24 protein-coding genes and 2 pseudogenes are annotated in these 25,887 nt (G+C 49.9%); 12 read left to right on the top strand and 14 right to left on the bottom strand.

Annotated elements, in window-relative coordinates; translation table 11 throughout:
- Window positions 1–55: 55 nt before the first annotated feature.
- The 7 genes from NHG65_RS26920 (at window position 56) to NHG65_RS26890 (ending at window position 7,137) form a co-directional block, all read left to right on the top strand.
- Window positions 56–361 carry a conjugal transfer protein gene (locus NHG65_RS26920; RefSeq protein ID WP_071704394.1) on the top strand — a complete coding sequence of 102 codons (306 nt, stop codon included), beginning with the start codon at window positions 56–58 and terminating at the stop codon, window positions 359–361.
- A gap of 2 nt (window positions 362–363) precedes the next feature.
- The gene (locus tag NHG65_RS26915) at window positions 364–2,586 is read left to right on the top strand and encodes a type IA DNA topoisomerase (protein ID WP_414060593.1); all 2,223 of its coding nucleotides are present in this window, start codon (window positions 364–366) and stop codon (window positions 2,584–2,586) included.
- A gap of 61 nt (window positions 2,587–2,647) precedes the next feature.
- The gene (locus NHG65_RS26910; protein ID WP_227739373.1) at window positions 2,648–3,091 is read left to right on the top strand and encodes an H-NS histone family protein; all 444 of its coding nucleotides are present in this window, start codon (window positions 2,648–2,650) and stop codon (window positions 3,089–3,091) included.
- The gene (locus NHG65_RS26905) at window positions 3,060–3,341 is read left to right on the top strand and encodes a hypothetical protein (RefSeq protein ID WP_414060592.1); all 282 of its coding nucleotides are present in this window, start codon (window positions 3,060–3,062) and stop codon (window positions 3,339–3,341) included. The genes NHG65_RS26910 and NHG65_RS26905 overlap by 32 nt, the downstream gene beginning before the upstream one ends.
- Window positions 3,342–4,040: 699 nt before the next feature.
- On the top strand, window positions 4,041–5,876 hold the full coding sequence (locus NHG65_RS26900; protein ID WP_139240067.1) for a type IV secretory system conjugative DNA transfer family protein: 1,836 nt from the start codon (window positions 4,041–4,043) through the stop codon (window positions 5,874–5,876).
- 9 nt (window positions 5,877–5,885) lie between these two features.
- Window positions 5,886–6,632, top strand: a complete 747-nt coding sequence (gene mobC, locus NHG65_RS26895) for a MobC family replication-relaxation protein (protein WP_070134284.1) — start codon at window positions 5,886–5,888, stop codon at window positions 6,630–6,632.
- The gene (locus tag NHG65_RS26890) at window positions 6,625–7,137 is read left to right on the top strand and encodes a phospholipase D family nuclease (RefSeq protein WP_209634088.1); all 513 of its coding nucleotides are present in this window, start codon (window positions 6,625–6,627) and stop codon (window positions 7,135–7,137) included. Before mobC ends, NHG65_RS26890 begins: the two co-directional genes overlap by 8 nt.
- Before the next feature lie 183 nt (window positions 7,138–7,320).
- Here NHG65_RS26890 and NHG65_RS26885 read toward each other — a convergent pair whose 3' ends face one another.
- Window positions 7,321–8,283: an ArdC family protein gene (locus NHG65_RS26885; RefSeq protein WP_279680335.1), complete on the bottom strand. Its 963-nt coding sequence runs from the start codon at window positions 8,281–8,283 to the stop codon at window positions 7,321–7,323.
- A gap of 536 nt (window positions 8,284–8,819) precedes the next feature.
- On the opposite strand from NHG65_RS26885, the gene NHG65_RS26880 reads away from it, so the two are divergent.
- The gene (locus tag NHG65_RS26880; RefSeq protein WP_414060591.1) at window positions 8,820–13,730 is read left to right on the top strand and encodes a DEAD/DEAH box helicase; all 4,911 of its coding nucleotides are present in this window, start codon (window positions 8,820–8,822) and stop codon (window positions 13,728–13,730) included.
- A 148-nt stretch (window positions 13,731–13,878) separates the two neighbouring features.
- Entirely contained in the window at window positions 13,879–14,856 is a 978-nt protein-coding gene (locus NHG65_RS26875) for a recombinase family protein (RefSeq protein WP_040118358.1), read from the top strand.
- A 188-nt stretch (window positions 14,857–15,044) separates the two neighbouring features.
- Here NHG65_RS26875 and NHG65_RS26870 read toward each other — a convergent pair whose 3' ends face one another.
- From NHG65_RS26870 to NHG65_RS26825, 10 genes are all read right to left on the bottom strand, one after another.
- Entirely contained in the window at window positions 15,045–15,917 is an 873-nt protein-coding gene (locus tag NHG65_RS26870; RefSeq protein WP_145490400.1) for a restriction endonuclease, read from the bottom strand.
- Between the two features lie 184 nt (window positions 15,918–16,101).
- Window positions 16,102–16,347, bottom strand: coding sequence for a hypothetical protein (locus tag NHG65_RS26865; RefSeq protein ID WP_040118333.1), 246 nt, complete (start codon window positions 16,345–16,347; stop codon window positions 16,102–16,104).
- An 82-nt stretch (window positions 16,348–16,429) separates the two neighbouring features.
- Window positions 16,430–17,083, bottom strand: a complete 654-nt coding sequence (locus NHG65_RS26860; protein ID WP_040118334.1) for a division plane positioning ATPase MipZ — start codon at window positions 17,081–17,083, stop codon at window positions 16,430–16,432.
- Between the two features lie 441 nt (window positions 17,084–17,524).
- Window positions 17,525–18,082, bottom strand: a complete 558-nt coding sequence (locus tag NHG65_RS26855) for a recombinase family protein (protein WP_003100847.1) — start codon at window positions 18,080–18,082, stop codon at window positions 17,525–17,527.
- The gene (locus tag NHG65_RS26850) at window positions 18,076–18,447 is read right to left on the bottom strand and encodes a hypothetical protein (RefSeq protein WP_003100853.1); all 372 of its coding nucleotides are present in this window, start codon (window positions 18,445–18,447) and stop codon (window positions 18,076–18,078) included. The genes NHG65_RS26855 and NHG65_RS26850 overlap by 7 nt, the downstream gene beginning before the upstream one ends.
- Window positions 18,444–18,944, bottom strand: coding sequence for a hypothetical protein (locus NHG65_RS26845; RefSeq protein ID WP_003100856.1), 501 nt, complete (start codon window positions 18,942–18,944; stop codon window positions 18,444–18,446). The genes NHG65_RS26850 and NHG65_RS26845 overlap by 4 nt, the downstream gene beginning before the upstream one ends.
- On the bottom strand, window positions 18,941–19,267 hold the full coding sequence (locus NHG65_RS26840) for a hypothetical protein (protein WP_003100858.1): 327 nt from the start codon (window positions 19,265–19,267) through the stop codon (window positions 18,941–18,943). Before NHG65_RS26840 ends, NHG65_RS26845 begins: the two co-directional genes overlap by 4 nt.
- Window positions 19,268–19,521: 254 nt before the next feature.
- On the bottom strand, window positions 19,522–19,878 hold the full coding sequence (locus NHG65_RS26835; RefSeq protein ID WP_000215515.1) for a cupin domain-containing protein: 357 nt from the start codon (window positions 19,876–19,878) through the stop codon (window positions 19,522–19,524).
- Window positions 19,868–20,269 carry a HepT-like ribonuclease domain-containing protein gene (locus NHG65_RS26830; protein WP_001293886.1) on the bottom strand — a complete coding sequence of 134 codons (402 nt, stop codon included), beginning with the start codon at window positions 20,267–20,269 and terminating at the stop codon, window positions 19,868–19,870. The genes NHG65_RS26835 and NHG65_RS26830 overlap by 11 nt, the downstream gene beginning before the upstream one ends.
- On the bottom strand, window positions 20,266–20,556 hold the full coding sequence (locus tag NHG65_RS26825; RefSeq protein WP_001247892.1) for a nucleotidyltransferase family protein: 291 nt from the start codon (window positions 20,554–20,556) through the stop codon (window positions 20,266–20,268). Before NHG65_RS26825 ends, NHG65_RS26830 begins: the two co-directional genes overlap by 4 nt.
- 158 nt (window positions 20,557–20,714) lie before the next feature.
- On the opposite strand from NHG65_RS26825, the pseudogene NHG65_RS26820 reads away from it, so the two are divergent.
- From NHG65_RS26820 to NHG65_RS26810, 3 genes and pseudogenes are all read left to right on the top strand, one after another.
- A pseudogene (locus NHG65_RS26820) lies at window positions 20,715–21,182 on the top strand (DUF4158 domain-containing protein); the annotation flags it as partial.
- Between the two features lie 346 nt (window positions 21,183–21,528).
- Complete coding sequence (locus NHG65_RS26815) at window positions 21,529–22,089, top strand: chlorite dismutase family protein (RefSeq protein WP_047502608.1); 561 nt, start codon at window positions 21,529–21,531, stop codon at window positions 22,087–22,089.
- A gap of 252 nt (window positions 22,090–22,341) precedes the next feature.
- Window positions 22,342–23,850 (top strand): annotated as a pseudogene (locus tag NHG65_RS26810) (Tn3-like element ISPa38 family transposase); the annotation flags it as partial.
- 6 nt (window positions 23,851–23,856) lie between these two features.
- Here NHG65_RS26810 and NHG65_RS26805 read toward each other — a convergent pair.
- The 3 genes from NHG65_RS26805 to repA all read right to left on the bottom strand — a co-directional run bounded on the left by NHG65_RS26805 (window position 23,857) and on the right by repA (window position 25,887).
- On the bottom strand, window positions 23,857–24,162 hold the full coding sequence (locus tag NHG65_RS26805; RefSeq protein ID WP_414060590.1) for a type II toxin-antitoxin system RelE/ParE family toxin: 306 nt from the start codon (window positions 24,160–24,162) through the stop codon (window positions 23,857–23,859).
- The gene (locus NHG65_RS26800; RefSeq protein ID WP_008815935.1) at window positions 24,155–24,397 is read right to left on the bottom strand and encodes a type II toxin-antitoxin system ParD family antitoxin; all 243 of its coding nucleotides are present in this window, start codon (window positions 24,395–24,397) and stop codon (window positions 24,155–24,157) included. The genes NHG65_RS26805 and NHG65_RS26800 overlap by 8 nt, the downstream gene beginning before the upstream one ends.
- A gap of 572 nt (window positions 24,398–24,969) precedes the next feature.
- Window positions 24,970–25,887, bottom strand: a complete 918-nt coding sequence (gene repA, locus NHG65_RS26795) for a plasmid replication initiator RepA (RefSeq protein WP_499183518.1) — start codon at window positions 25,885–25,887, stop codon at window positions 24,970–24,972.

Below are 25,887 nucleotides of genomic sequence, written 5' to 3'. Positions count from 1 at the left end.
GAGGGCGTTAGCCGTCTTTTGTTTGTCTCAAAACCACCTCAAGGAATAAAACGTTATGAAAAAAACCGCAATCGCGGCGGCACTGCTGTGCCTGACCGCTGGCTTTTCTACGCCTTCATTTGCTTCAGACCCGTGTGAAGTTGTCCTGTGTATGTACGGCAAAGTAACCGGTAATAGCGGCGGCAGTGAATGCAGCAGTGCCGAAAAATCCTTTTTCAGTATTAACGCGTTTAAAAAGAAAGGCCGATTTGACCCATCGAAAACATCAAACATGCGTAAAGCGCTTTTGGGGGAATGCAAAGCCGCAGACCCGGCAGCTATAGCCAAGATCATCAGCCAATTCGGGCGGATCAGGGGGTAATCATGAGACTTTTTATCGCAGAAAAGAAAGGATTGGGTGAAGTGATCGCCCTTGCCCTGGGCAACGGTGTAAACCGTGGCGGTTATATCGAATGTGGCACCGACGTGGTGACGTGGGGATCAGGCCACCTGCTCGAGCTGGTCAAGCCTGAAAGTCATAATCCCGCTTATGAAAAATGGAACGAGGCTGATTTACCGCTGAAACTACGCCCGCACCGCTACCAGCCGATTGAGCGCACCGCAGGTCAGTTTAAAACGGTGGCGGCGTTGATTGAAAAGGCGAGTGAGATTGTTCACGCTGGCGATCCCGACGCCGAAGGCCAGCTTTTAATTGATGAAATTTTGACGTACACCGGCACGAAAAAACCAGTGAAGCGCGTCCTCATCAATGACCTGAACACGGAGAAAGCGCGACAGGCGCTGACGCAATTACGCGACAACAACGAGTTTTACGGATTATCCCAAAGCGCATTAGCGAGAAGCGTTGGCGATCAACTCTTTGGCTTCAATATGACCCGTGGTTACACCCTCGCCGCCCGTAAAAAAGGCGGCAAAGATGTGTTATCGGTTGGTCGGGTACAAACGCCTATACTGGGTCTGATCGTTCACCGTTATGAAGCCTTCAAAAACCATGCGGCAGCGTTTTATTACGCTGTCAGCGCCGGTTTTATGATTAACGGCGTTGACCTGACCCGTTGCGACGGAGGAGAGATACCGGCGAGATTTTCCGTACCAGACGAGGCCCCTACGGACGATAAAAAACGCATTATCGATAAGCACTACGCTGATAATATTGCCAGTACTACACAGCACCAACCCGCCACGGTGACACAGGCACAGACCGAACCGAAAACATCACCGGCACCGCTGCCCTTCTCGCTGTTAGATTTGCAGGTTCACATGAGCCGTGAGCACGGTCTGCCCGCTGAAAAAACGCTGGCCGTGACGCAATCGCTGCGCGATAACTTTAAGGCGATCACCTATAACCGCTCAGATTGTCGATACCTGAATAACGAACAGTTTAATGATGCGCCTCAGACTATCGCGGCGGTGAGTGCAGCATTAAGCGGCACATTTCCCGCGCAAGTTCTGGCCGACCTCGACAGCAACAGAAAAAGCCGTGCCTTTAATGAAGGTAAAGTCGGAGCGCATACCGCGATTATCCCGACCGGCACCGCGCCCGACACAGCAAAAATGAGCCAGGACGAACGCGCGGTATACACCGCGATTGCCACGCAGTACCTGGCTCAATTCTTACCGGAAAAAACGTATCTGGCGGCCAGCGTCATTTTTTGCGCAGCGGGCAACACCTTCACGGCCAGTGCCAGGAAAACAACCGGGATGGGCTGGACGGCGCTTTTACAAGAGAGCGACAGCGACGCTGAAAGCGGCGACGGCGAGAGTGAGCCAGGGAAAGATAATGGCGATGGCTTATTTTCCGTATTAACGGCACTAAGCGTGAACGATGCCGGAACCTGTAAAACCGTCACCGTCAAAGCGGAGAAAACCAAACCACTGCCACTTTATACAGAAGCCACGCTGTTACGTGATTTACAGCGCGTGGCAAAATATGTGAAAGACCCGCGTATTAAAGCTTTATTAGTCAGCCGGGACAAAGACACTGAGGGGGAAAATGGCGGGATCGGCACACCGGCAACCCGCGCCGAAATGTTAAAAACCTTACTGAACCGCAACTTTTATACCGTGGAAAAAAAGAAGCTTATCCCCACGGAATTAGGCATCAGCTTTATTCATGCCCTGCCCTCCATCGCTACCGAACCCGATATGACCGCACTCTGGCACGAGCAGCAACAGCAGATCGAAAAGGGGAAAATGACCTGCGATGCGTTTTTAGACGAGCTGGAAATCTTTATTGCGGAGCAGCTTCAACACGTCGATGTCAGCGCAGTCAACGTGACGGCCAGCGATAAAGAAAAAAGTGAAAAGAGCCAGTTTGAGCGATTAAACGCACCCTGTCCGTCCTGCGGTAGCAGCATCATTGTGACCCCTAAAATATTCCGCTGTACTCAGTGCGACTTTAAAATCTGGCCGACAATAGCGGGTAAAAACCTGACCAAGAATCAGGTTGAAACCATCATCAGTAAAGGTAAAAGCGCAGAGATTAAAGGCTTTACCAGCAAAGCGGGTAAGCCGTTCTCGGCGTTCGTGGTGCTAAAAGATAAGGCCACCGGGCAAACTGCGTTTGAGTTTCCACCACGTAAATAAGCCTTTCACCTATATGGCGGCGTCATGCCGCCACTCCCCATTAACTTAGGTAACTTTCATTATGTCTGACATTAAATATCAGGATGTTTACACCTACCTATCCTCTAGTCGCAACATGAAGCAGTTTATTAAACGTTGTGACTACGGACTATTAATCGACCTGCAAAACAAGCTGGATATACATATCAGTGAGTGGGCAGCGCAGCAGGAAAAAGAACAAGAAGCTATTCAATTACGCAACGAAAAGCGCAGCGAATTGTTAGCACTGATTGTCAGCGAGGGTTTTTCACCCGAGGAATTAATAACCGTAGCGGCGATAAAAACAAGATCACGCCGCCGGATGAAATATCAGTACAGAGACGGTGACGCCATTAAAAAATGGTCTGGTGTTGGCCGGGTGCCACGATCAATTCAGGAACGGTTAAACTCAGGTGCAACGTTGGATGATTTTTTAATTGCAGAGGAAATCAAAAATGAAAACCAGGATAAAACACCCCACAATTAAAGATGCTGTATATATAGCAGAGTCTGTTATTTCAAGAATGGAATATAGCGCAGGGCGACGCTGTGGTTTACACGATACTTTATACGACCAGTTCCTTTCCCAGGAAATACATGAATTCGCTGACAGCCTGAATAATGATGAACGGGATAAGTTTATAGAAATCGCTTCCACACTACATCCACACATAAAAGAATACGACTCGTATAAAGCAAATACTATATTAAACAAAATCCGCAAAGAGGAAATGTGATGTTATTTTTTAATCGTTCAATTTTGAAAAATTGCTAACGATGGTTTTAACTTATCGTTCAATTCAGAATGAATTGTTAACGGGAAGTGGATTGAGGCAGCTAAATTCAATTTTGAAAAAATTGTTAATTTGGCGTCGCCGAAACCACTAACGAGCGTTCACCCCCAGTGAACCGAGTTAGTTGGGGGGAGCCGAATAAATTTTGCCGCCCCAGCGAGCAAAAAGCTATCGCCCACGATAGCGGTTTATTTGGGGGGCATCGCCCCGCAAACCGTCCAAGCTTAGGAGCATTATTCGAGGAACGAGAATAATACGACTTTGCGCGTGACCACCCCCGTTACGAGTAGTGATTTCCGATATTTTGAGACGAAGGCGAAAAAATAGAGGTCAAAATCACTTCGTAAGGGGGGTGGTCACGCGTAGCGTGGACGGTTTGCCGCACTTGACCTTTGGGGGTTTTGGCGTGGCGTCCAGCCGCGACATTACCCCCTTGTCTCATGAAATAAGGGCGTCCAGCCCGCATGTAATGGGACATGCCTTTGTTGAGGGGACTCTAGCCCCCTCAACATGCCCGCTTGCGGGCACAGTTTTAACGCTCTCAGATCTCCATGCAACTCGGTGAATCCACTCGGTGACAGCGTGTCACTGAGTGGATTCACCGAGATAGCTCACCGAAAGAAACCATTCAAAGGTTAATACATGCTTAATAAAATCACAGAGAAGCTAATGCCCATAGTCGATAACGCCACTGCGTTCTTCGGCTATATGCAACAGCATCAGCTATTGTTAGCTTTGTTATCAGGACTGACACTACCCTTTATTGTCCCGCTAAAGCGGGATGAACACGAAAAAGCACCAATATGGCAGCGTGTTATTATCTGCTTTTCATTCTTATGCTTTATTTTTGGCACAATATCACCAGCTACCTCTTACGTACTTCGCTTTCTATACCCGTCAAGACTGGAAGTAAGTACGCCAGTAATTTTGTGGGCGATATTGATTTCATTTACTGTGGTCGGCGTGATATTTCATTACGTTGCACGCCGCATTCTCTCACCAGAGATTGATAAACTCAAAAGGAAAATGGTTAAAAAAACCAGCCTAGAACGAAATACGCGCACTGACGTTCGGGAAATAAAAGCATTACTTCCCACAACTGAAAAATATGACCCCGAGCAATTTATTGATTTAAAAAAAGGCGTTTTTATTGGCCTCAATGAAAACAGAGACCCGCAATACATTCCGCTCAGTGACTGGCAAAAACAACATGCGGATGTCATTGGTACGACGGGTGCAGGTAAAGGCGTAGCAACAGGGTTACTTATTTATCAAAGTATTTTGGCCGGTGAGGGCGTTTTTGAAATGGATCCAAAAAATGACGAATGGGCACCTCACTTAATAAGGAAAGCGTGTGAAGATGCAGGAAAGCCTTTCTACCTTATTGATTTAAATAAGCCGGAATATCAGCTAAACCTTATCGACGGAATTACTGCTGAACACCTGGAAGAACTTTTTATAGCTGGATTTAGCCTGGCAGAAAAAGGCGAAGCCGCCGACTTCTATCGTATCGACGACCGCAGAGCTGCACGCGCTACTGCACAATTAATCAACGAAAACCCAACTGCTACGATCCGCGATTTATTCAACAGCGATTTCGTGCAGAGCATTGCCGAAACGATTAAAGGATTCTTCGGTAAAATAGAGGAGCTGGCTTTATTAAACTCCATTAATGCCCCAGATGGGTTAGCATTAAAAAAGATTTTTGACGACGGCGGTTGCTGTTACATCATCGGTTCAATGCGCAACAGTAAAGTGATCGCAACTCAACGCATGATTTTAGTTCGGTTAATGCAGCTTGCTGAGTTACGCGACCGAATCAATACCACGCCACGCCCGATTGCTATTCACCTGGCCGAACTAAAATACCATTTATCACGGCCTGCACTTGAGGGTTTAGGCGCTGCCCGAGATAAAGGCGTGCATATCATTATGGATCACCAGTCCGTTGCCGATTTACGCGACTGCCCCGCCGATTTAAACGGCGACGCCGTGGTGGGTGCCGTAGTGGAAAACGCAAAATTTAAACTGGTGTATAAACTGCAAGACCCTGACACCGCGTTATGGGTGGCGAAAATGTCCGGTACGATTTTAGTTGACGATGAGAGTCGCAAAGCAAAAACCAATCGGGTACTGACCGAAGTTATAGACGACGAGCGCACGATCCGGCAGGCGGAACGTTTTTATATCGACAGCAACATGCTGTTAAACCTGCCTCCGTTCGTTAGCTATATTTTCACGGCCACAGAATTACCCCGAGCCTCCCTTATCTCACCCTTGAAAGTGAAAAAACAGCCGTTACAGGTTTATGACGTCACGCCGATCACACCCATCTCGATTAAAAAGCCGCTCGACTTTACTGACGCACCCGCAGCGCAAACAACACCCGTTTTAGTGGAGGCAGAGAAAAATAAACCTGCCGAAATAGTTCCTCTTGAACCGGTTGCTGAAACGTCCTCTTTTGATTTCGATGAATAAGGGAATGCCATGTTGATAAGTAGTGATAAAGAACGCAAAGGCCGTAACAGTGAGAAAATGGCACAGCTTCTTAATTTTTTGAAAGAGGAAACCTACAGCGATTTTGACACGCTAAAACAACTTTTTAGGTATAAGGCACATCAACCGCTTTACCTTCTGCTCGATAAACTGGAAGGGATGGGACTTATTCAAAAATATGTTTTCGTCTCTCGCCTTGGCAGTCTCACGCTGTGGGGAATAACCCAGGATGGGATCGCCGTCGTACTCAGCCCCGAAGACAAGATTTTCCCCGCCCGATTTGAACCGGCAAAGTTAAAAGGCTGGAGCCTCGATCACCATCTGGATAACCAACTGGTACACCTGACGCTGGCACAAAAAGGCGCGACGGACTGGATTAACGGCGACCGTAACACCTTTTTAAATCAGTTTAAGGTGAAGCACCGGCCTGACGGATTAATCACGCTGCCAAATGGTAAACGGATCGCCATTGAAACGGAACGTAGCTTAAAAACGAAAGCACGCTATCAGCAAATTATCGCCAGTCACCTGAGAGCGCGAACGGAAAACCTCTGGTTTTTCGTGTTCTACATTGTGCCGGATGAGCAAAAGAAACGGGCATTAATGCTGCTGTTCGACACGATAAAGCAGGTTATCGAAAACAGCCAACATGTCACGCTGGAAGCGAAGCACCGTAACGTATTCCGCTTTTATACAATGGATGAACTAAAAGCCCTGGAGTTAACAACCTATGCTTAAAATTACTCTGCCTGCCCTTCTCCTGGTTGTTTTCCCGGCCTTTGCCGCCCCAACCGTCAGCGTCGGTTTTTCTCCGTCACATACCGCACTGCAAAACGTTCTGTCGGTGGTCAATGACGCCTCAACGTCACTTGATGTTGAGGCGTATAGCTTCACCAGTAAGCCTATTGCGACGGCGATCGTTTCCGCGCAAAAAAGAGGCGTTCGCGTTCGCGTCGTAGCAGATGGGAAAGCGAACGGCGATCGTTATTCAGCCGTCACTTACCTGGCAAATAATCATGTTCCTGTGCGCCTCAACAGCCGTTACGCCATCATGCATAACAAAGTGATGATCGCAGATGGCAGCACAGTACAAACAGGGTCATTTAATTACACGGCCAGCGCCGACACACGCAACGCCGAAAACAACATAGTGTTACGAGGCGTTCCGCAAATTGCGGCACAGTATGAGAAAGAATTTAATCGCCTGTGGGCAGAAAGCGAAGTTTTAGCACCGGCCTATTAAACATCGGCAACTTTCCCCGGCACTTACTCCCTCCTCTCCGCATTGTCCACATACCCACAATCGACCTCTACCGGCTTGCACCGCCGGTAGAGGCGCTCCCGTTCGCGGGGGCGGCTTGTTGGCCTCCCCGCTTCACTGGCTTCTCTCATGTGGATATGTGGGCAATGCTCTCTCCCGTTTCCCTCAGCAGTCCATCAAATACCGATGCGCTTTAGATGCGGCACTGGCCGCTTTAAAAATGTAGCGTTTATCGTCTTTCAGTGATTTCAGCCATGATGCAATATAGCTTTCGTGCTGAACCTCTCCTACAACGCCTAAATCAGCCATCAGAAACGCGCTTCCAAGTTCGGCGATCAATTCTTCAAAAGCGTACCCTTCCGATCCGAATCTCCCTTTCATTTCACGATTTAAACGGCTTTTCGCCCCGCTCCAGTGCGTCAGTTCATGCAGGCCGGTAGCGTAAAAATTAGCGGCATCGGCAAACAAGTAACGCTCCGGCAACCAGATTTCATCCGTTAGCGGTTTAAAAAATGCCTGTTGGCCACGTTCTGAAATGTTCGCGCCTGTACGCTGGAACAGTGCTTCAACCTGCGGCAGCGGATCAAACTCTCCTACCGCCAGTGGTTCAATCCCGATGTCATTTTCAGCACACATGTCCAGCCCGTCGATTTGCTCAACATTAAACACGGTGAAAGTTTTCAGCATGGGGATTTTTTCGATTTCGCCATCCTCAGCTTCTTTTTCCAGCGTCTTGTAAAAGATGGCCGTAGTACCGTGCTCACCTTTACGAACCTGTGCGCCCTGCTCCTGAGCCTGTTTGTAGGTTAACCAGCGAGAATCATTAAATCCCTGCTTTGCAGCACTGCACCATAACAGCATGATATTCATCCCGCTGTAGGCTGTGCCGGTGGTGAAGTTTGACGGAATACCTGACACAGCTCCGTTACGCTTCCACGGACACACCCACGGTTTAACACCCATTTCTAACGCTTCGATGATGCTGTCAGTCACCACCTGGTAAACATCTGGTTTGGCCTTGCCCTTAGAAAATTTCGTTTTTGAGGAGCCTGACTGCTCCAGCGGGGATACGCTGGTCGCCGGTGCGGGATTAGGGGCGCTTGTCTGGGTATGCAGGTTCATAGTCATGGTTGTTTCTCCGTCAGTGTGAATTTCGTCTTCGTATCGCCTGACGGTTCGGCCTCCCTGGAATCGTTCTGGTCAGCAAGGGCGCGAAGCGGCTATGCATTACCTTGCTGACCAGGATGTGACGGGGAACGATTACCGGAAGCTGATATGAAGAAGAAAGGCTCACAGGAGAAAATGACGGCGAGCATACCCGGACTTAGCGCCCCTTATGCCGCAATGGTGAAATGGTGAAATGCTGTTATGTCAGCGATGAAAGCACGGGGGGTGAGACAGCTCGCCAGGCTCAATGCGAAAGCACGGCGTAGCGCCTAGACGGCTTACGTTATATATTTGGAAATGAAAACTTAGCCCTCACACCTCAAATGCAAGTGGAAATAAAAAAATCTAATCACATGATATGAAAGAGATTATGTGCATTTTTTATATTATCATTTGTGCTATCAATACTGCTTAGCGGTTTTTTTACACAGTTGACATTCAAACTCCAAGTAAAGCCCGTTAAATGAATATTTATGATGTTCTTAAGGATATGACTGATGAATGCGCTCTCTGAGCTGTTATCTAAAATTGAAAATGCCTCACCGACACAACGTGATAAAGGCACGACCTTTGAAAACCTTTGTGTTCAGTTTTTCCTTCACGAACCTAAATATGCCGAGTTATACAGCGATGTCCTGAGTTATGCTGGATGGATTGCTAAGTACGGTGAAGCTGTTGGTATTACGACGAAAAAAGATGCCGGTATTGATTTGGTTGCGATCACCAAAACCGGTGAATTTCATGCCATTCAGTGTAAAAACTACAATCAGACCAAAATCGCCAAAAAGGACATTGATAGCTTTCTTGCTGCCTCTGACAAAACGTATTTTATGCTCCGGTATATCGTTGCCTCTACGGACAACTGGACAGAAGAAGCCAAAGATATGCTGCGGGATAAGGCTGTTCCTGTTACCGCATTAAGCCTGACTGACCTTGAACAAAGCGCACTGGACTGGTCACAATTTGATTTTGATCCGGCATACAAACCGGTGATGAAAGCGAAAAAACAGCTCCGTCCTCATCAGACACCCGCGCTGGAAGCCGTTAAAAGAGGGCTTTCAACCGCCGATCGAGGAAAACTCATCATGGCATGTGGTACAGGGAAGACGTTCACTTCGCTGCGTATCGCTGAAGCCGTCGCCGGACGGGGTAAAACCGTCCTGTTCCTTGTGCCGAGTCTCGCATTGCTTAGTCAGACACTGGATGAATGGACACAGGATACGCTCATTGACCTGCGCTGTTTTGCTGTCTGTTCTGACAGTGATGTTGGTAAGAAAAACCATGATGACAATGTTGTCGTCGGGATAAGTGACCTGAAATATCCGGCGACCACGAATGCGAACAGCCTCGTAAAAGCTTTTAATCAGCCGGATATTTTCGGTAGCGAAAAACCGCCTTACATGAATGTGGTTTTCTCAACCTATCACTCTGTTGAGGTTATCCATCAGGCGCAAAAACTGGGCTTCCCTGAATTTGATTTCATCATTTGTGATGAGGCTCACCGCACAACGGGCGCGACCTTTGACGGTGATGATGATTCTGCCTTTGTCCGTATTCACGACAATGCCTATATTGCCGGTAAAAAACGGTTATACATGACCGCAACACCTCGTATTTACAGTGATGAAGCTGAAAATACTGAGGGTGTTTCCAATGTGTATTCGATGAATAATGAAAAGCTTTATGGTGACGATTTGTATGTCATTACCTTCTCAAAAGCGGTTCAGTTAGGGATTTTGTGCGATTACAAAGTTATCGTCCTGGCCGTGGAGGAAAAGCATGTCAGCCGTCGCATTCAGTCATTACTGAAGGATGAAAACAATCAGCTCAAAGTGGATGATGCGGCAAAAATAGTGGGTTGTTGGAAAGCTCTGGCAAAACAAGGGCTGGCTGCCTCTGATGGTGTTCAACCTGATGCGATGAAGCGGGCAGTTGCCTTCTGTCAGGTGATTGAAAAAGATTTTCGCGGTAAAACGCATAAGGTCAGTTCAAAACTCATTACTGAAATGTTTGGGGCAGTAGTTGAAGCCTATCAGGCATCCGAGATCGAGTATCTCAAAGAAACCGCACCAGATCAGGAAATTGACCCGTCGTTAAAGCTACAGTGTCAGGTACAGCACGTTGACGGCAGCATGAATGCCACGCAGAAAAAAAACCATATCGAATGGCTGAAAGCGGAAGCAGAGGACAATGTCTGCCGGATATTGTCCAACGTGCGTTGCCTGTCGGAAGGTGTGGATGTGCCTTCATTGGATGCGGTGTTGTTTTTAACGCCGAGAAGTTCTCAGGTAGATGTGGTGCAGTCTGTCGGGCGCGTCATGCGTCGAGCTGAAGGTAAAGAGCTGGGTTACGTCATTCTTCCTGTTGTTATCCCTGCCGGTGAAGAGCCGGAAAATGCCTTAAACAATAATCAGGCATACCGCGTTGTCTGGCAGGTACTGAATGCACTCAGGGCGCATGATGACCGTTTTGATGCCATGATTAACAAGCTAGAGTTCAACGGTAAAGACACCGGCAGAATGGAAGTGATCGCGGTTGCCGATAAAGTGGTAAAGAAAACCAAGCGGCAGACGAAAAAATCTGAACTGGCAGGAAAGGCACGTAAAAGCAGTGGCATTGGTTCAACAGTGAGTTCCACTCCTGAGCAATTTGATATTGAGTTTTCTGTCGGCGAGATTGAGCGTGCCCTGTACGCGAAAATCGTTAAAAAATGCGGTAACCGGCATCACTGGGAGGACTGGGCGAATGATATTGCCAAAATTGCCCGAACCCATATCGACCGTATTCACGGCATTCTGGAAAACCCTGCCAATACGGCTGAAATTACGGCATTCAGAGCCTTTGCGGATGAGCTGCGTGATGACCTGAATAACAGCGTTTCAGACGATGAAATCATTGAAATGCTGGCACAGCACCTGATAACCAAACCTGTCTTTGATGCCCTGTTTGCGGACTACAATTTCACCGACCATAACCCGATGAGTATGGCGATGCAGAACGTCCTGAATACGTTGCAGGAGCATCATCTCGAAAAAGAAGCCAGTACGCTGAACAGCTTCTATGACTCTGTCAAAATGCGGGCTGACGGCATCACGACCGCAGAAGGAAAGCAACAGATTATCGTGCAGTTGTACGATAAGTTTTTCAGAAACGCATTCCCGAAAATGACGGAACGTCTGGGGATTGTTTACACCCCTGTCGAAGTGGTCGATTTTATTATTCACAGTGTGAATGACGTACTGAAACAAGAGTTCGGACAAACATTGGCAGATAAGGGTGTCCATATCCTTGACCCGTTCACCGGAACCGGTACGTTCATCACCCGCCTGCTGCAAAGTGGTCTGATCCCGTCAGATAAACTGGCTTATAAGTTTAAAAATGAAATTCATGCCAACGAAATTGTCCTGTTAGCCTATTACATTGCGGCAATTAATATTGAGGCGGTATATCACGGCATTACAGAAGAAGCGGATTACACCCCGTTTGAAGGTATCTGCCTGACCGACACCTTTGAAATGTATGAAAAGGATGATCTGGTCAGTGAGGTACTGGTTGATAATAGCAAGCGCCGTAAACGGCAGAAGGCATTAGATATACGGGTGATTATCGGGAACCCGCCTTATTCGTCCGGTCAGGAGTCGGCAAACGACAATAATCAGAATGTGAAATACCCTCTACTAGATAAGCGCATATCGGAAACGTATGCCGCTTATACGACGGCGACAAATAAAAATGCACTCTATGACTCTTATATTCGTTCGATTCGCTGGGCGAGTGACCGTATCGGTGAGCAGGGTGTACTCGGCTTTGTGACCAACGGCGGGTATGTTGACTCTAATTCTGCCGACGGGATGCGTAAGTGTCTAGCAGATGAGTTCAGTAGTCTGTATTTTTTCCATTTAAGGGGGAATCAGAGAACCTCTGGAGAAAAATCACGACAAGAAGGCGGTAAAATTTTTGGCAGTGGAAGTCGCGCACCGATTGTGATTGCTATTCTGGTGAAAAACCCGGCGGCTGAAAAGTATGGCCAGATTTATTTCCATGATATTGGCGATTATCTGACTCGTGAGGAAAAACTGGAGAAGATTTCTGACTTCGTAAGTATCAATGGTATTGAAAAAGTACATGGCTGGCAGTCAATAATACCGGATGCTTATAACGACTGGCTGAATCAGCGTGATGATAGTTTTTATGACTTCATTGAAATTGGTAATAAAAAAAATAAATCAGTTCAAACTTTGTTTGATAACTACTCAAGAGGTGTTGCAACAAGTCGTGATGCTTGGTGTTATAATTCCTCCTATAATAAAATTAAAGTCAACTTGTTATCATTGGTGAGCTTTTATAATTCGCAAAGAGAAGTTTTTTTTAATGGTAAGGACCCGATTATTTATAATAAAAGTGAAATAAGTTGGTCGGACGGATTGGCTGATAAAATGAAAAAAAACGTTAACATATTATTTAGCGAAACTAAATTGGTTAATGGGCTGTATCGTCCCTTCATAAAGCAATGGCTTTATTTTGATAAGGATTTAAATGAGAGGCAGTATCAAATGCCTAATATATTTCCTGAATCAAATATTCATAATATCATTATTGCAGTTACTGGCATCGGAGGGAAAAAAGGGTTTTCCACCCTCATATCTAACACTATCATTGATTTAAACTTAATGGACGCAGGCGCACAATGCTTCCCTTTATATTTATATGAGAAAATCAGTAAAGATAGCTCACTAGATATTCATCATTCATCTAGCTCTATAGAGAGTAAATACAATCGCAAGGATGCAATTAGTGATTCAGGGTTAAATTCGTTCCAATACTTCTATCAAAATGAATCTATAGTTAAAGAAGACATTTTTTACTATGTGTACGGTATTTTTAATTCTAAAGATTATCGTGATAAATATATTGACAATCTAGGTAAAGAATTACCTCGAATTCCATGTGTGAAAAAACTAGCCGATTTTTGGTCTTTTTCTAAGGCTGGTCGAGAGTTGGCCTATTGGCATTTAAACTACGAAACAGTTGAGCCATACAAAGCGACCATTGATACCGGTTCTCTCAATTATACTCAGTTAGGTAAAGAAGATTTTTATGTTGAAAAGATGAAGTTCGCCAAAAAAGGTGAGAAAGACACTGTAATCTATAACAACAAGATACGCATAAAAAACATTCCTGTTGAGGCTTATGATTATATTGTGAATGGTAAATCTGCTCTTGAGTGGGTTATGGAGCGGCAAGGTGTTTCTACCCATAAGGACAGCGGGATTGTGAATGATGCCAATGACTGGGCAATTGAAACAATGGATAACCCTCGATACCCGTTAGAGTTGTTCCTGCGAGTTATCACGGTCAGTCTTGAAACTCAGAAAATCGTCAACAATCTGCCAAAACTCGACATTTAGCGATATGTGAAATGCAGGATGGTATCCTTTTCCATCCTGCTTATACATATAAATGATTGGTTCTGTATAAGTATACCTTCCTCGTACCGCTGCAAGCTGGTACTGTTTAAACACACACGACACACTTAAACAGAACCGGTTCTCAAAAATGACCCAAACAGTACCGACCTGCTTTGTTCGCGCCTATCTTCGAGCCTCCACATCCGAACAGGATGCATCACGAGCACGTAGCTCTATCGACACTTTCGCCACTGAGCGCGGGCTGGCCATCTGTAACTATTATATTGAAAATGAGTCAGGTTCACGGCTGGAGCGTCCTGAGCTTTTCCGGCTGCTAAAAGACTGTCGGCAGCGTGACATCTTACTCATTGAAGATGTTGACCGCCTTTCACGTCTGGCTGGGAATGACTGGATCACGCTCAAGAAAATGATTGCCAGAAAAGATATAAGAGTCGTGGCCGTTAATGTTCCCACTACCTGGCTACATTTATCTCCAGGGCTGACCGATTTTGATAACCGGATGTTTTCGGCCATCAATGACATGCTGCTCGATATGCTGGCCGCAGTGGCCAGACGCGACTATGAGCAGCGGCGGGAACGCCAGAAACAGGGGATCGCCAAAGCAAAAGCTGAGGGCAAATACCAGGGAAGAAAGGTTAACCAACATCGCTATGATGCCATTAACCGGCTGCTGGCCAGCGGCAGCTCCTGGAGCCAGGTTCAGAAGACCATCAATTGCAGTCGTGGCACCATTAGCCGGGCGATTAAACAGTGTCCCCCAGTTACTCTTTCCGGGCAATCGGAGAGTGCTACCGCATTCTCCGTGACAACCACACTGTGGGTGCCGGTGCAGAACGGCAGCAAATTTACCCGAGGGAAGAAAAAGGTCAGAGAAGATATTGCCTGGCTGGTTGAGTCTGACTATGACGGAAAGGTGTTGGACAACAATGAGTACAGCCTGATTTTTACGTATAGCGATGAGGCCGATTTGAAAGAGCAGATTGACGAACTTTTTGACGAGATTTACCGCACTGCTGAGATACGTAACTGCGTGGTCGATGACATGACGCTAACCAATGATGCGACTAATCAAGGCTGGAAGGAATATGATGGAGGCTGGCAATAAGTCACTAGTAGCAGTTAGAACCAACACCCCGAAAGGTCTAACCAAAAAAATGAGGTGCCTTATTTGGCGATTTTATAATCACACCTGATAAATTTCAGTGATGGTGGCCAAATGTCGTCAAATCGCAGCTTCGCTCCCACTGGGCCATATTAACTTTCATCATTAGCTCATCTGATTAATGACCGTTATTATTTGTTGATATTCGGGTAAATTTCGTCAATCTTGACGTATAAGTTGCCCGTTTCGGCTGCTCGTCGTATTTTTTCTTCCATCAACATTCTGAAACTGATGTTGTTTTTTAGCATAAGAACAAGATCATAACCGCTGACACAGATAACTTTCTTTCCCCTTCCCCAGGCATCTAAGCCGCTGCGGGTAAACCCTGCCCAACTGATGAATACACCACGAGCCCATGAGATTTTCTGATCCAGTTTTCCATGAAATGCATGGAGATCGGCATTTCCTGTTTTCGCGCTATGCCATTTTGCTTCGACCAGATAGGTATCGTTATTGAGTAGAAAACTGCCGTCTATCTGTTCGCCCTTCAACCGGAATGCGCCTTTAGGGGATAAATAGAACGCGGCAAACAGTTCGTTAAGCCATAACTCAAAGCTATGTCCGCGTTGGTGAGGTTGTTGGTTATGGAGGGCTTCCAGACCTTTGAGGAAATAATCATTATCGATGCCTGTGGGGACGATTAATGCAGGTGCAATACCTGATGCCGTCTGACTGTCTGCCCCCTGAATTTTGGCAACAAAACTGCCATAGACAGCATCATCCTGTGCGGTGATAATCCCGTCAGGAATGGATTTCCGGTATTCCCATAGTCGGGTGACAACTCTCAGAACGGTTTCCCTGTCTGCTTGTTTTATCAGGCTGCACAATCTCTTAAGTTTGGAGTCACCATCCTTTCGGTAGATGTCATTGTCTATATCGATAGAAAGCTCAGATTCGAAAAACTCACGCATTGTTTTGTTGGAGAAATCTAATACGTACCCTGCATTTATTTTGTCTTCAAAAAGCTGGTTAAAATTTTTCAGATCTAGCGGTGTAAATTTCATTCTCTATTACCTGAGGTTGTGCCCTGCCAGTATGTGGGATGCTTTCAGAGCTTCTCGTTACAGGACTGTATCTAAACGACGAGCATCATAATAGATTCCTGACATAGTTCCTATGGGAATCCATTAGAGATCCATAAGGTATCTTATATAACTCCTAAGTGTTCCTTTTGGATGCTGTGATTGATTAGATCGCCCCGTCTCGTTCCAGCTTTTCGCGTAGCGCTTCCATGATGTAATTAGAAAAATCCAGGTTAGTTTTGTTTGTATCTCTTAGCTTCTTGTGTGCAGCAAAAAACGTTTCAGGGATAGCTTTTAATGTTTTGGTGCGAACGGCGCGAGTAGTTGCTTCTGGTTGCTGCTCCGCTACCTGCAAAAGTGCGTCATTGCCGACAGTGGATGCTACATCAAAAAGGGATTTTTTATTTTTCATGGGGATCTCACAGATATGTTATGTAGTTATAAAGGAAACCTATTGGGTTTACATTGGATTTCCTTTGGGTTTCTATTGTACATCATTTACCGTTTTCGACTAGTTCCCGTAATTCTTTGACGAGCGCGACAACTTCTTTCCCGGCTGCCGAAGCGCGACCATGCTTGATTTCAGTTATCCCCATCCCCTGCCGTAAAGATTGAGTAAACCCATACCGTCCACGGCGATATGAAAGGCGACTATTCAGCAACGACATGTGTTTCACCTTTTTCAGGGTATCTTCCATGTCCGGGAAATGTTTCTGGTTTGGCTCTGTTTTGCAGAACATGATTTTTGCGTTCAGCTCCACATTCATTTGCTTGCTGATTTCTGCCAGCACCTTGTCGAACTTCGCCAGACCAATTTGTTCCGTGACCGTATCATTAGCCGGGACGATCACCACGTCTGCTACTGCCACCGCGACACGATTAATATCAGCATCGAAACCGCCGCAGTCGATGACCACCGTTTTACCTTGGTCATCCAGTTCCCGAAGGACGGATATCAACTTTTCTTTATTGTTGATAGCCAGGACATTCCATTTCTTGTCATCGGGTCTTAGCTGGTTGATGACGCTGACCCCTTCATGGATATCTAGGTCAATTGTGATATCAGGTTTTAGCTCACCAACGATATGTACTGTAGATGTAGTTTTACCGGCACCACCCTTATGATGAGATATTGCATATATTGGCATTTCCTTCCTCCTGTAAGTAAACCTTAACGGTATACTATATGCATCCTAAAGGGATTTAAAGTATTTCTTTAGGAAATCCTTGGGATTTCCTTTGAGTATCCTGGACAACGTGACGAAAACCCTGTTTTAGTTAGGCAGTTTCATCTAGGTTTAGGTCTGCCAGATGTCGCATTTTGCAGCTTCGCTCACACTGGGGGAGATTGTGAAATAAACAACATTTTTTAATGATGCTTCAGCAATGAGTATCGGAATCTCATTATATAGTTTTGATATATATATAATTTCACTGAGAAGGTGGAACTTATGGGGCAATGGGCGCGGAACCCCGATCTGGTGCATAAATTTTTTATGTGCCAGATCGGGGTTGGCCAAGCAAAGCGCGGCAGCGTGTTTAGATTTACAGTAAATGGGGTCGTCTCAGAAAACGGAAAATAAAGCACGCTAAGCGTGCGTGGAGGCTGGCACCCAGCGGTACAGCGTCGGAATGGACACGCCGAGGTTCTTGGCCACGTCCTTGGGCGGCACCCCGCTGGCCAGCAGCTTCTTGGCCGACTCGATCTTGCTGTCGGTCATCTTCGGCTTGCGGCCGCCTTTGCGGCCGAGCTGCTTGGCGACTTCCAGCCCGGCGCGGGTGCGCTCGACGGTCAGCTCGCGCTCCATTTCGGCAAGGCTCGCCATGACGTGGAAGAAGAACCGCCCGGATGGTGTGCCGGTGTCGATGGAGTCGGTGAGGCTCCTGAACTGGACACCGTGCTTGTGCAGATCGCCGACCAGATCGACCAGTTGCTTGACCGACCGGCCCAGCCGGTCGAGCTTCCAGACGACCAAAGTATCGCCTTCGCGCAGCATTTCGAGCGTCTTGGCCAAGCCAGGCCGGTCTGCCCGCGTGCCACTCACCTTGTCCTCGAAGACCTTTTTACATCCGGCCTTGCTCAAGGCTTCGCGTTGCAGCTCCAGGTTCTGATCCTGCGTCGAGACGCGCGCATAGCCAATCAACATGGCTTGTCTCGCGCCCGGTCGATGCGTTCCTGCATCGCCTGCATCACTTCTTCGTGGGTGTACGATCTGGCGTTGGCGTCGGTGGCTTGCCGCAGGGCTTCCTCAACCTCGCGCGTCATCCGCTCGTAATCCTCCGGCCACAGCGCTTGCTCCATGCGCAGCGACGCCTGACCCAGCAGGTGCAGCAGGCTGAACAGCCGCATGTCGTTGGTGGCGACGATGCGCTCCCGAATCTGCTCCTGAATAGCTTCGCTAGCCCGATGCGCTTGTGGTGTGGCAGTCCCCTCGTAGTCAGCGGGGAATTCCGCTTCCTCGGCAATCCTTGCCCAGGCGCTGGCCAGCGCCTCGATGGTTGACGTGCTCATTTCCGCCGCTCCTGTGCTCTTTGGCGAATCAACCGGCCAAGGGGCCTCGACGCGAAAACCAGCAGCATCACGCCTATCGGATACCAGGTCGAGAAGACCACCAAGGCATCGAAGGCTGGCCGTCCGGTGTTGGTAGGCAGTACGGCGGTCACAGCCATCAACCCGCCGACCGTCCAGATGATGCGCCACACGTAGGGCATCACGCGGGGCACGTAGCCGTCATCGAAAGCGGTCTGGTAGTAGCGGCGCAGGCCGCGCTCGGCAAGCGCCTGGCGCTGCCGCTCCGACAGCGCATCCGTCCGGCCATACCAGCGCCGGAATGGTGGACAGCGCAGCAGCAAAGGGGTGAAGAGGATCATCACCGCCACGATCGCGACACCCCACGCCATGACGGCGCCGGCATCGGGCCGCTTGGCGTTCTCGATCACGGGCGCGAAGACGCCCGGAGCACCGATCATCCAGAACAGCGCAATGTGCTGATGGAAGGAGAGCTTCATTTGCTCATCCACTTGCGCAGCAGGCGCTTTTTCAGGGAGGCGCGTTCTTGCGGGTTGCGTCCCTTGTGATTGGCGATGCGATCCGCCGTGGCGGCCTGGCGCTTGACGGGCCAGTAGGAGCGGCCATCCTTGCCCATCGACCAGACGCTGCTGGCCTGGTTTTCCAGCAGGGGCAGATGGGCGCTCAGGGCTTCGGGCGACGCGCTGGTCAGCGCCGTGCGCTCACGGGTGCGCCAGCGCTGATGCCAGAGCTTCTTGTCCTCGCGCTCGCTGCCGCAGGTCGTGTGCCCGACGATGGGTGTTTTGCGGCGGCTGCGGCTCATAACGTAGTGGTCTCCAAGAACATTCAGGACTGATCCCAGGCGTCGATGGTCAAGACCTGATCGGCAGGACAGGCGGCTACGCGGTCGGGAACTGGATGGTGTTCAGTCTCATGCCGACCCCATTCGATTGATCGCGTCGCTTGCGGCACGCTGCGACGCAAGGAGGTTTGCGACCTGGTTTAGCAGCCGTGTCCGCTGCATGTCTGTTACCTATCTCCCCGACCGCTCATTGGACCAACTCCAGAGATTGGGCTCTATCGCTCAGCCAATACGAAACCGGCATTGGCTGATGCCACAACCGAGACTAACACAAATGGCTCGGTACCTGTATTTCGCGCCCCGTGCACTTGGCCCGGTCTTGCCACGGCTATCTCACCTTCCCTGAGGGCACGAACAATCCCATTGCCCTGAAAGTAATCAGCCATTCCCGACAAAACAGTCCACGTGTCTTGGCCGTGAGGATGAATGTGAGCCGCAATTTCCTGCCCGGGATGGACATGCCAAACCACGATAATTGAGTCTCGGGTTTCAAGCACAACGGAACGAATAGGCTCGCCTTCGGACGGCTGAACATACTCGGCTACAGAAAATATTCTCGATTCAACAGTCATCGGAGATTCCTCTTTCACAGTTGTCGTTACGGTCTTCATCGTCGGCATCCTGACGCACGGCGGGCAATTGCTGGAGCAACGCCGGCAGCCATTCCTGTACCGTCTCCCACACCACATCGAGGTTGATGTCGAAATAGCCGTGAGCCATGCGATTACGCATATTGCGCATGCTGCGCCACGGCACGTCGGCATGCGCCTGGGTGAACTCGACGTAGCCATCCATCACCTTTGTGGCCGCCTCGCCGATGACGATCAGGCTCATGATGACGGCCTGCTGGGTGCGCTTGTCGGCCAAGAAGTCGTCCTTGGCCATCCCTTCCACGAAGCTGCGCGCATCGGTTGCGGCCTGCTGAATGTGGTCGAGGTAATCGGGCAGGCGGTTCTCGCTCATATCGGTTGCGCCTCCGCGAGCACCTTGGCCCGGAACTTCGGCGGCAGGTCGCCGGGAGTCAGCAGATCGACGTCAACGCCGAGCAGCGATTTCAGTTCTTCTTCCAAATCGCCCAAGTCCAACAACGTGGCACCGGGCAGCGCATCGACCAACAGGTCGAGGTCGCTGCCATCCCGGTCGGTGCCATGCAGCACCGAGCCGAAGACGCGCGGGTTCGCGGCGCGAAAGCGGCCTACCGCTTCACGCACTGCGCTTCGCTTCATGTCAAGCACAACAGACGGTCGCATGCGCATCCTTTCTTATCGAAACTCGTTGAGATGATATGCAATCAAGAATAGAATTTCAAGAACTATTTTCGAGAATCGCAATGCCTTGATTCCCGTGCCGCGCCGGTTGCCTTGGCGGGCTTGTCACAAACCTACGTTTTCAAGAAGAAGGAAACCGCATGCCCCGCCGTTCGATCCTCTCCGCCGCCGAGCGCGAAAGCCTGCTGGCGTTGCCGGACACCAAGGATGAGTTGATCCGTCACTACACGTTCAGCGAAAGCGACCTCTCCATCATCCGGCAGCGGCGCGGCCCGGCCAATCGGCTGGGCTTCGCGGTGCAGCTCTGCTACCTGCGCTTTCCCGGCGTCATCCTTGGCGCTGATGAGCCACCGTTCCCGCCATTGCTGAGACTGGTCGCCAACCAGCTCAAGGTCGGCATCGAAAGCTGGGACGAGTACGGGCAGCGTGAGCAGACCCGACGCGAGCACCTGGTCGAGCTGCAAACGGTGTTCGGCTTCCAGCCGTTCACGATTGGCCACTACCGGCAGGCTGTCCAGTTGCTGACCGAGCTGGCCATGCAAACCGACAAGGGCATCGTGCTGGCCAGAGCCTTGATGGGGACGATAGAGAAAACGGAAAAAATCGTACGTTAAGCGTACGGCCTGTCAGGTTGAGGCCCTAGAGGTTGCCGGCGAGGCGTCAGAAAATGCTGGAATCGGCCCTATCCTGACGCGGCCCAAGGTTCCGGCCTGACGCCTAGTTAGGGCGTACCGATACGGTACAATTAATTTTTGAAATGGCGACAAACGGCTATTTTCTGGCGGTCGTATCACAGACCAATTCGATGCTATATTTGCAATTTAACCGGGGGGCTGGTAAGCATAATGCAATACTACGCTAAGCGAGGCGAGGCGATGATGCACAAGCATGGGATGGGCAGATAGGTTTTTTGAAGCTGTAAAAAAGTTAACACACTCACATGAAGGGGTTGAAATGGATACACGATTATTTGCATTCGTCGGCGGAGACAGCGGTCTTTGGCGGATCGTTGGAACCGAAACCATAGTTGGCAAGTCACTGCCTGAAGCCAAAAGGCTCAACGTAATATCTGCCTCAGAGTTGCAGCCCGAAACCAATGCACCCTGGGTACTTCGCGGAATAACAAGCAATGAACGGTATGCCATGCGCGAAGAGAAGAACGAAATTGTGGTGAAGCAGCAAGGGCTAGCGCGCCCAGAAGCAACTTGCGCTGCGTTGATACCGATCCGAAAAAACGCAGCTTGGTGGGAATTCACGCAAGACGAGCGCCGGAGCGTTTTCGAAAAGTCAAAGCACATCCAAATCGGGCTCAACTACTTGCCTGCAGTAGCGCGCAAGCTCCACCACTGCCGCGACCTCTCTGAAAATGAACCGTTCGATTTTCTCAATTGGTTCGAGTTCGCACCAACCCATGAGGCTGAGTTCAACGCATTGCTTTCCGAACTGCGTGCAACAGAGGAATGGAAGTACGTTGACAGAGAAGTCGATATCCGTCTCGTGCGAGAGGCGGCGTAGGTCAATCCCCGTCTGACCGCTCAGAGGCGTTAGCGGGCAGCCGGCACTGCATCTATTGATTTTGGATAGCTTGGAACCCGGCATTTCACTTGCAATTAATTCGAGCACGCCGCCATGAAATGCGAGCCGCCGCCGTCGATTGCAAGCTCGTTTGCAGATAGCGTGAGCATCAGCGCGCCGTCAGTTGCAGTTAATTCGAGCCGAAAGCGGCGTCGAATGCGAGCACGCCCGTTTTCAAACGCGAGCCGCTACAACTACCTGGTGCCGCCCGCGAAATTCGCCAGCCTCAAGCAGGCCAGCGAATTGCCGCTGGCCGTGGCCACCGATTGCGACCAGTACCTGCATGACCGGCTGACGCTGCTGGAAACGCAGCTCGCCACCGTCAACCGCATGGCGCTGGCCAACGAGCTGCCGGACGCCATCATCACGGAGTCGGGCCTGAAGATCACGCCGCTCGATGCGGCGGTGCCCGATACCGCACAGGCCCTGATCGACCAGACGGCGATGATCCTACCGCACGTCAAGATCACCGAATTGCTGCTGGAGGTAGACGAATGGACGGGCTTCACCCGGCACTTCGCCCACCTGAAGTCAGGCGACCTGGCCAAGGACAAAAACCTGTTGCTGACCACGATCCTCGCCGACGCGATCAACCTGGGCCTGACCAAGATGGCGGAATCGTGCCCCGGCACGACCTACGCCAAGCTGGCCTGGCTGCAAGCCTGGCACATCCGCGACGAAACCTACGGGGCGGCACTGGCCGAGCTGGTCAACGCGCAGTTCCGACATCCCTTCGCCGAGCATTGGGGCGACGGCACCACGTCATCGTCGGACGGCCAGAACTTCCGCACCGGCAGCAAGGCCGAGAGCACCGGCCACATCAATCCGAAATACGGCAGCAGCCCAGGGCGGACGTTCTACACCCATATCTCCGACCAGTACGCGCCGTTCCACACCAAGGTCGTGAACGTCGGCGTGCGCGACTCGACCTACGTGCTCGACGGCCTGCTGTATCACGAATCCGACCTGCGGATCGAGGAGCACTACACCGACACGGCAGGGTTCACGGACCACGTCTTCGCGTTGATGCACCTGCTGGGCTTCCGCTTCGCCCCGCGCATTCGTGACCTGGGCGACACCAAGCTCTACATCCCGAAGGGCGATGCCACCTACGAGGCGTTGAAACCGATGATCGGCGGCACGCTCAACATCAAGCACGTCCGCGCCCATTGGGATGAAATCCTGCGGATGGCCACCTCGATCAAGCAGGGCACGGCGACGGCCTCGCTGATGCTCAGGAAGCTTGGCAGCTACCCGCGCCAGAACGGCCTGGCCGTCGCCCTGCGTGAGCTGGGACGCATCGAGCGCACACTGTTCATCCTGGACTGGCTGCAAAGCGTCGAGCTGCGCCGCCGCGTGCATGCCGGGCTGAACAAAGGCGAGGCGCGCAACGCGCTGGCCCGCGCCGTGTTCTTCAACCGCCTGGGGGAAATCCGCGACCGCAGCTTCGAGCAGCAGCGCTACCGGGCCAGCGGCCTCAACCTGGTGACGGCGGCCATCGTGCTATGGAACACGGTCTATCTGGAGCGGGCCGCGAACGCCTTGCGTGGCCACGGTCAAGCCGTCGATGACGGCCTGTTGCAGTACCTGTCGCCGCTCGGCTGGGAGCACATCAACCTGACCGGCGATTACCTCTGGCGCAGCAGCGCCAAGATCGGCGCGGGCAAGTTCAGGCCGCTACGGCCGCTGCAACCGGCTTAGCGTGCTTTATTTTCCGTTTTCTGAGACGACCCCTAAATGGCGTTTATGGTTCATCTGTTGGTGCAAAATACGCGCAATCAAAATATCCGTATCACGAACCGTATAAAAAATGGCATGTCGCTGAAATTCAATGCGCATCACACCAGGAACGGCATGGTAATCACGTCCCATATCTGGCATTCCGGCCAGTGTCTCGAAAAATGCCTCAAGTGCGTCGGTATAATGGTCTGCCTGAGCTTCACCAAATTTCAAGAGCGTATAGTCATAAATCCCGGCGAAGTCGTCTGCTGCCCGTTCAGTGAGTTTATACACGATGTCTCAGCTTTCTTTGTGCTGCAATATCCCGCAGTGATAGCGAGCTTTCACCACTTTCCAGCCCGGCAATGACAGCCTGGCGAACAACTTCATCATTTGTTTCCTGTTGCTCCAGCAATCGAAGAGCAGAGCGCATAACTTCACTCGCAGAGCCGTAACGGCCACTGTCTATTAATCGACTGATAAACGAATCGAGTTGTTCGCCAATCGTAACGCTTGTTGTTCTGGCCATAACGCCCCCTGTGTTAACTATCAACACAATGATAGGAATACTTGCTCCTGGTGTCAACGAATACACCCAAACGGATTTCGCCCCCTTTCTGCCAGACTGGTTTTTTAGCTTACTTTTAGCGATGAAGTAGGTAAGGGCGAAAAGCGCCTTTTCGCTGCATTGCGTCTCGTTGACTCCATGCCTCCGGCTAAGGCCGGAGGTGCTACTTAAAGTCTTTTGGGGAGCATAGCGACCATGCCGAACCGGCGCGGCCGTCTGGCCGCTGCAAGGGCGGTCATTATCGGTTTTCCCCGTTATCCACAGAACTTATCCAGCGAATAAGTAGATCTTTAATGAAGTTAAGTAGGTCGAAGACCTGATTGTTTTGCAGCTAACTATTGGTTGATTGCAGATAGTCCCATTTACCTATTTGCAGGTAAGTGTGCATAAAAGATATAACGCCGGTGTTGATTGGGGTTTTGACCAAATATCGGTGAGGTTATCGTGATAATGGTGACTAAAAAACGAGCTGTTTTAGCAGATGGACAACGAACATCCTCCGCAGGGAATCGGATTAGTAAAAAGAGGGCGGGTTAGTGAGGCGGGGCTGTGCCTGGCTGCTCCATATTTACCAGTTCAAGCTGGTAAAGCTGAGTCCAGACCATTTTTTCAAACTGCTGAGGGGTTAGATGGTGTATATCACCCTTCATATCACGGAAAATACGCTCGGCCACCTGACGCTTTCGCTCATCGAACGGTAATTCGGCCAGCTTACGCCGTTGTTTGCCCTCAATAGCGCGTGTACGGCGGCTGAGTATCGTCTGATGGCGGCAACGTTCATACCAGCGCTTACGGGCTTCTTTTACTGTCATAGCCTCGCCGGGTTGTAGAATGCCGTCCTCAATAGCGCGTAGGCGTTCTTCTTGCTCTGCTCGTAGCTTGTCCATATCCACACCGGTAAGACGCCAGCCTTCTTCTGTAATGATTATATGCTTAGGAAAACGGCACCCGTTCACATAATCCCACTCAGTTTCAGGCGCAAGGACTATGCCAAACCTCGCCAGTTCGTCTATCAGACGCGACACCCTAGATACCGTCACGGCAGTTTCAGGGATGATCTGGCCATCTTCATTCCGTGGACTGAGTTCTTCAGCCAGCTTAGTGATGTTGATAGTGACAATATCAGTAGCAAGATCGGCTTTGTTGACGAAAAGCACAAACAACGCATCGAGCAAACGCCGGCGTACTTCACGGAAAGCTCTTTTTCTGTCCGCGACAGGTCGCAAAAAAGTGAAGATTGGATCGGCAGAAACACGACGACGAATAACCCAGGCACCAGAGGTTTTGTCCTGGCTCATAAGGTTACGTAAGGCTCGACCATGCTGTTTACTGAGGGGCTTATAATGCGCCGGACGCACGTAGAGCGGTAACGGACATTTACAGGCTGTAGAATGTTCGCCACGGTGACGTTTATCGGGGTTTTCTTGGGAAGATTTAGTCTGGTTACCCAC

The organism is Serratia myotis (assembly GCF_027474885.1).
Classification (GTDB): domain Bacteria; phylum Pseudomonadota; class Gammaproteobacteria; order Enterobacterales; family Enterobacteriaceae; genus Serratia; species Serratia proteamaculans.
This window is presented reverse-complemented; position numbering and strand designations above follow the sequence as displayed.

Excerpts from the sequence above, each read along its gene's own strand:
- NHG65_RS26920 (WP_071704394.1), top strand. The coding sequence starts at position 56 with ATGAAAAAAACCGCAATCGCGGCGGCACTGCTGTGCCTGACCGCTGGC.
- NHG65_RS26915 (WP_414060593.1), top strand. The coding sequence starts at position 364 with ATGAGACTTTTTATCGCAGAAAAGAAAGGATTGGGTGAAGTGATCGCC.
- NHG65_RS26910 (WP_227739373.1), top strand. The coding sequence starts at position 2,648 with ATGTCTGACATTAAATATCAGGATGTTTACACCTACCTATCCTCTAGT.
- NHG65_RS26905 (WP_414060592.1), top strand. The coding sequence starts at position 3,060 with ATGAAAACCAGGATAAAACACCCCACAATTAAAGATGCTGTATATATA.
- NHG65_RS26900 (WP_139240067.1), top strand. The coding sequence starts at position 4,041 with ATGCTTAATAAAATCACAGAGAAGCTAATGCCCATAGTCGATAACGCC.
- mobC (WP_070134284.1), top strand. The coding sequence starts at position 5,886 with ATGTTGATAAGTAGTGATAAAGAACGCAAAGGCCGTAACAGTGAGAAA.
- NHG65_RS26890 (WP_209634088.1), top strand. The coding sequence starts at position 6,625 with ATGCTTAAAATTACTCTGCCTGCCCTTCTCCTGGTTGTTTTCCCGGCC.
- NHG65_RS26885 (WP_279680335.1), bottom strand. The coding sequence starts at position 8,283 with ATGACTATGAACCTGCATACCCAGACAAGCGCCCCTAATCCCGCACCG.
- NHG65_RS26880 (WP_414060591.1), top strand. The coding sequence starts at position 8,820 with ATGAATGCGCTCTCTGAGCTGTTATCTAAAATTGAAAATGCCTCACCG.
- NHG65_RS26875 (WP_040118358.1), top strand. The coding sequence starts at position 13,879 with ATGACCCAAACAGTACCGACCTGCTTTGTTCGCGCCTATCTTCGAGCC.
- NHG65_RS26870 (WP_145490400.1), bottom strand. The coding sequence starts at position 15,917 with ATGAAATTTACACCGCTAGATCTGAAAAATTTTAACCAGCTTTTTGAA.
- NHG65_RS26865 (WP_040118333.1), bottom strand. The coding sequence starts at position 16,347 with ATGAAAAATAAAAAATCCCTTTTTGATGTAGCATCCACTGTCGGCAAT.
- NHG65_RS26860 (WP_040118334.1), bottom strand. The coding sequence starts at position 17,083 with ATGCCAATATATGCAATATCTCATCATAAGGGTGGTGCCGGTAAAACT.
- NHG65_RS26855 (WP_003100847.1), bottom strand. The coding sequence starts at position 18,082 with ATGTTGATTGGCTATGCGCGCGTCTCGACGCAGGATCAGAACCTGGAG.
- NHG65_RS26850 (WP_003100853.1), bottom strand. The coding sequence starts at position 18,447 with ATGAGCACGTCAACCATCGAGGCGCTGGCCAGCGCCTGGGCAAGGATT.
- NHG65_RS26845 (WP_003100856.1), bottom strand. The coding sequence starts at position 18,944 with ATGAAGCTCTCCTTCCATCAGCACATTGCGCTGTTCTGGATGATCGGT.
- NHG65_RS26840 (WP_003100858.1), bottom strand. The coding sequence starts at position 19,267 with ATGAGCCGCAGCCGCCGCAAAACACCCATCGTCGGGCACACGACCTGC.
- NHG65_RS26835 (WP_000215515.1), bottom strand. The coding sequence starts at position 19,878 with ATGACTGTTGAATCGAGAATATTTTCTGTAGCCGAGTATGTTCAGCCG.
- NHG65_RS26830 (WP_001293886.1), bottom strand. The coding sequence starts at position 20,269 with ATGAGCGAGAACCGCCTGCCCGATTACCTCGACCACATTCAGCAGGCC.
- NHG65_RS26825 (WP_001247892.1), bottom strand. The coding sequence starts at position 20,556 with ATGCGACCGTCTGTTGTGCTTGACATGAAGCGAAGCGCAGTGCGTGAA.
- NHG65_RS26815 (WP_047502608.1), top strand. The coding sequence starts at position 21,529 with ATGGATACACGATTATTTGCATTCGTCGGCGGAGACAGCGGTCTTTGG.
- NHG65_RS26800 (WP_008815935.1), bottom strand. The coding sequence starts at position 24,397 with ATGGCCAGAACAACAAGCGTTACGATTGGCGAACAACTCGATTCGTTT.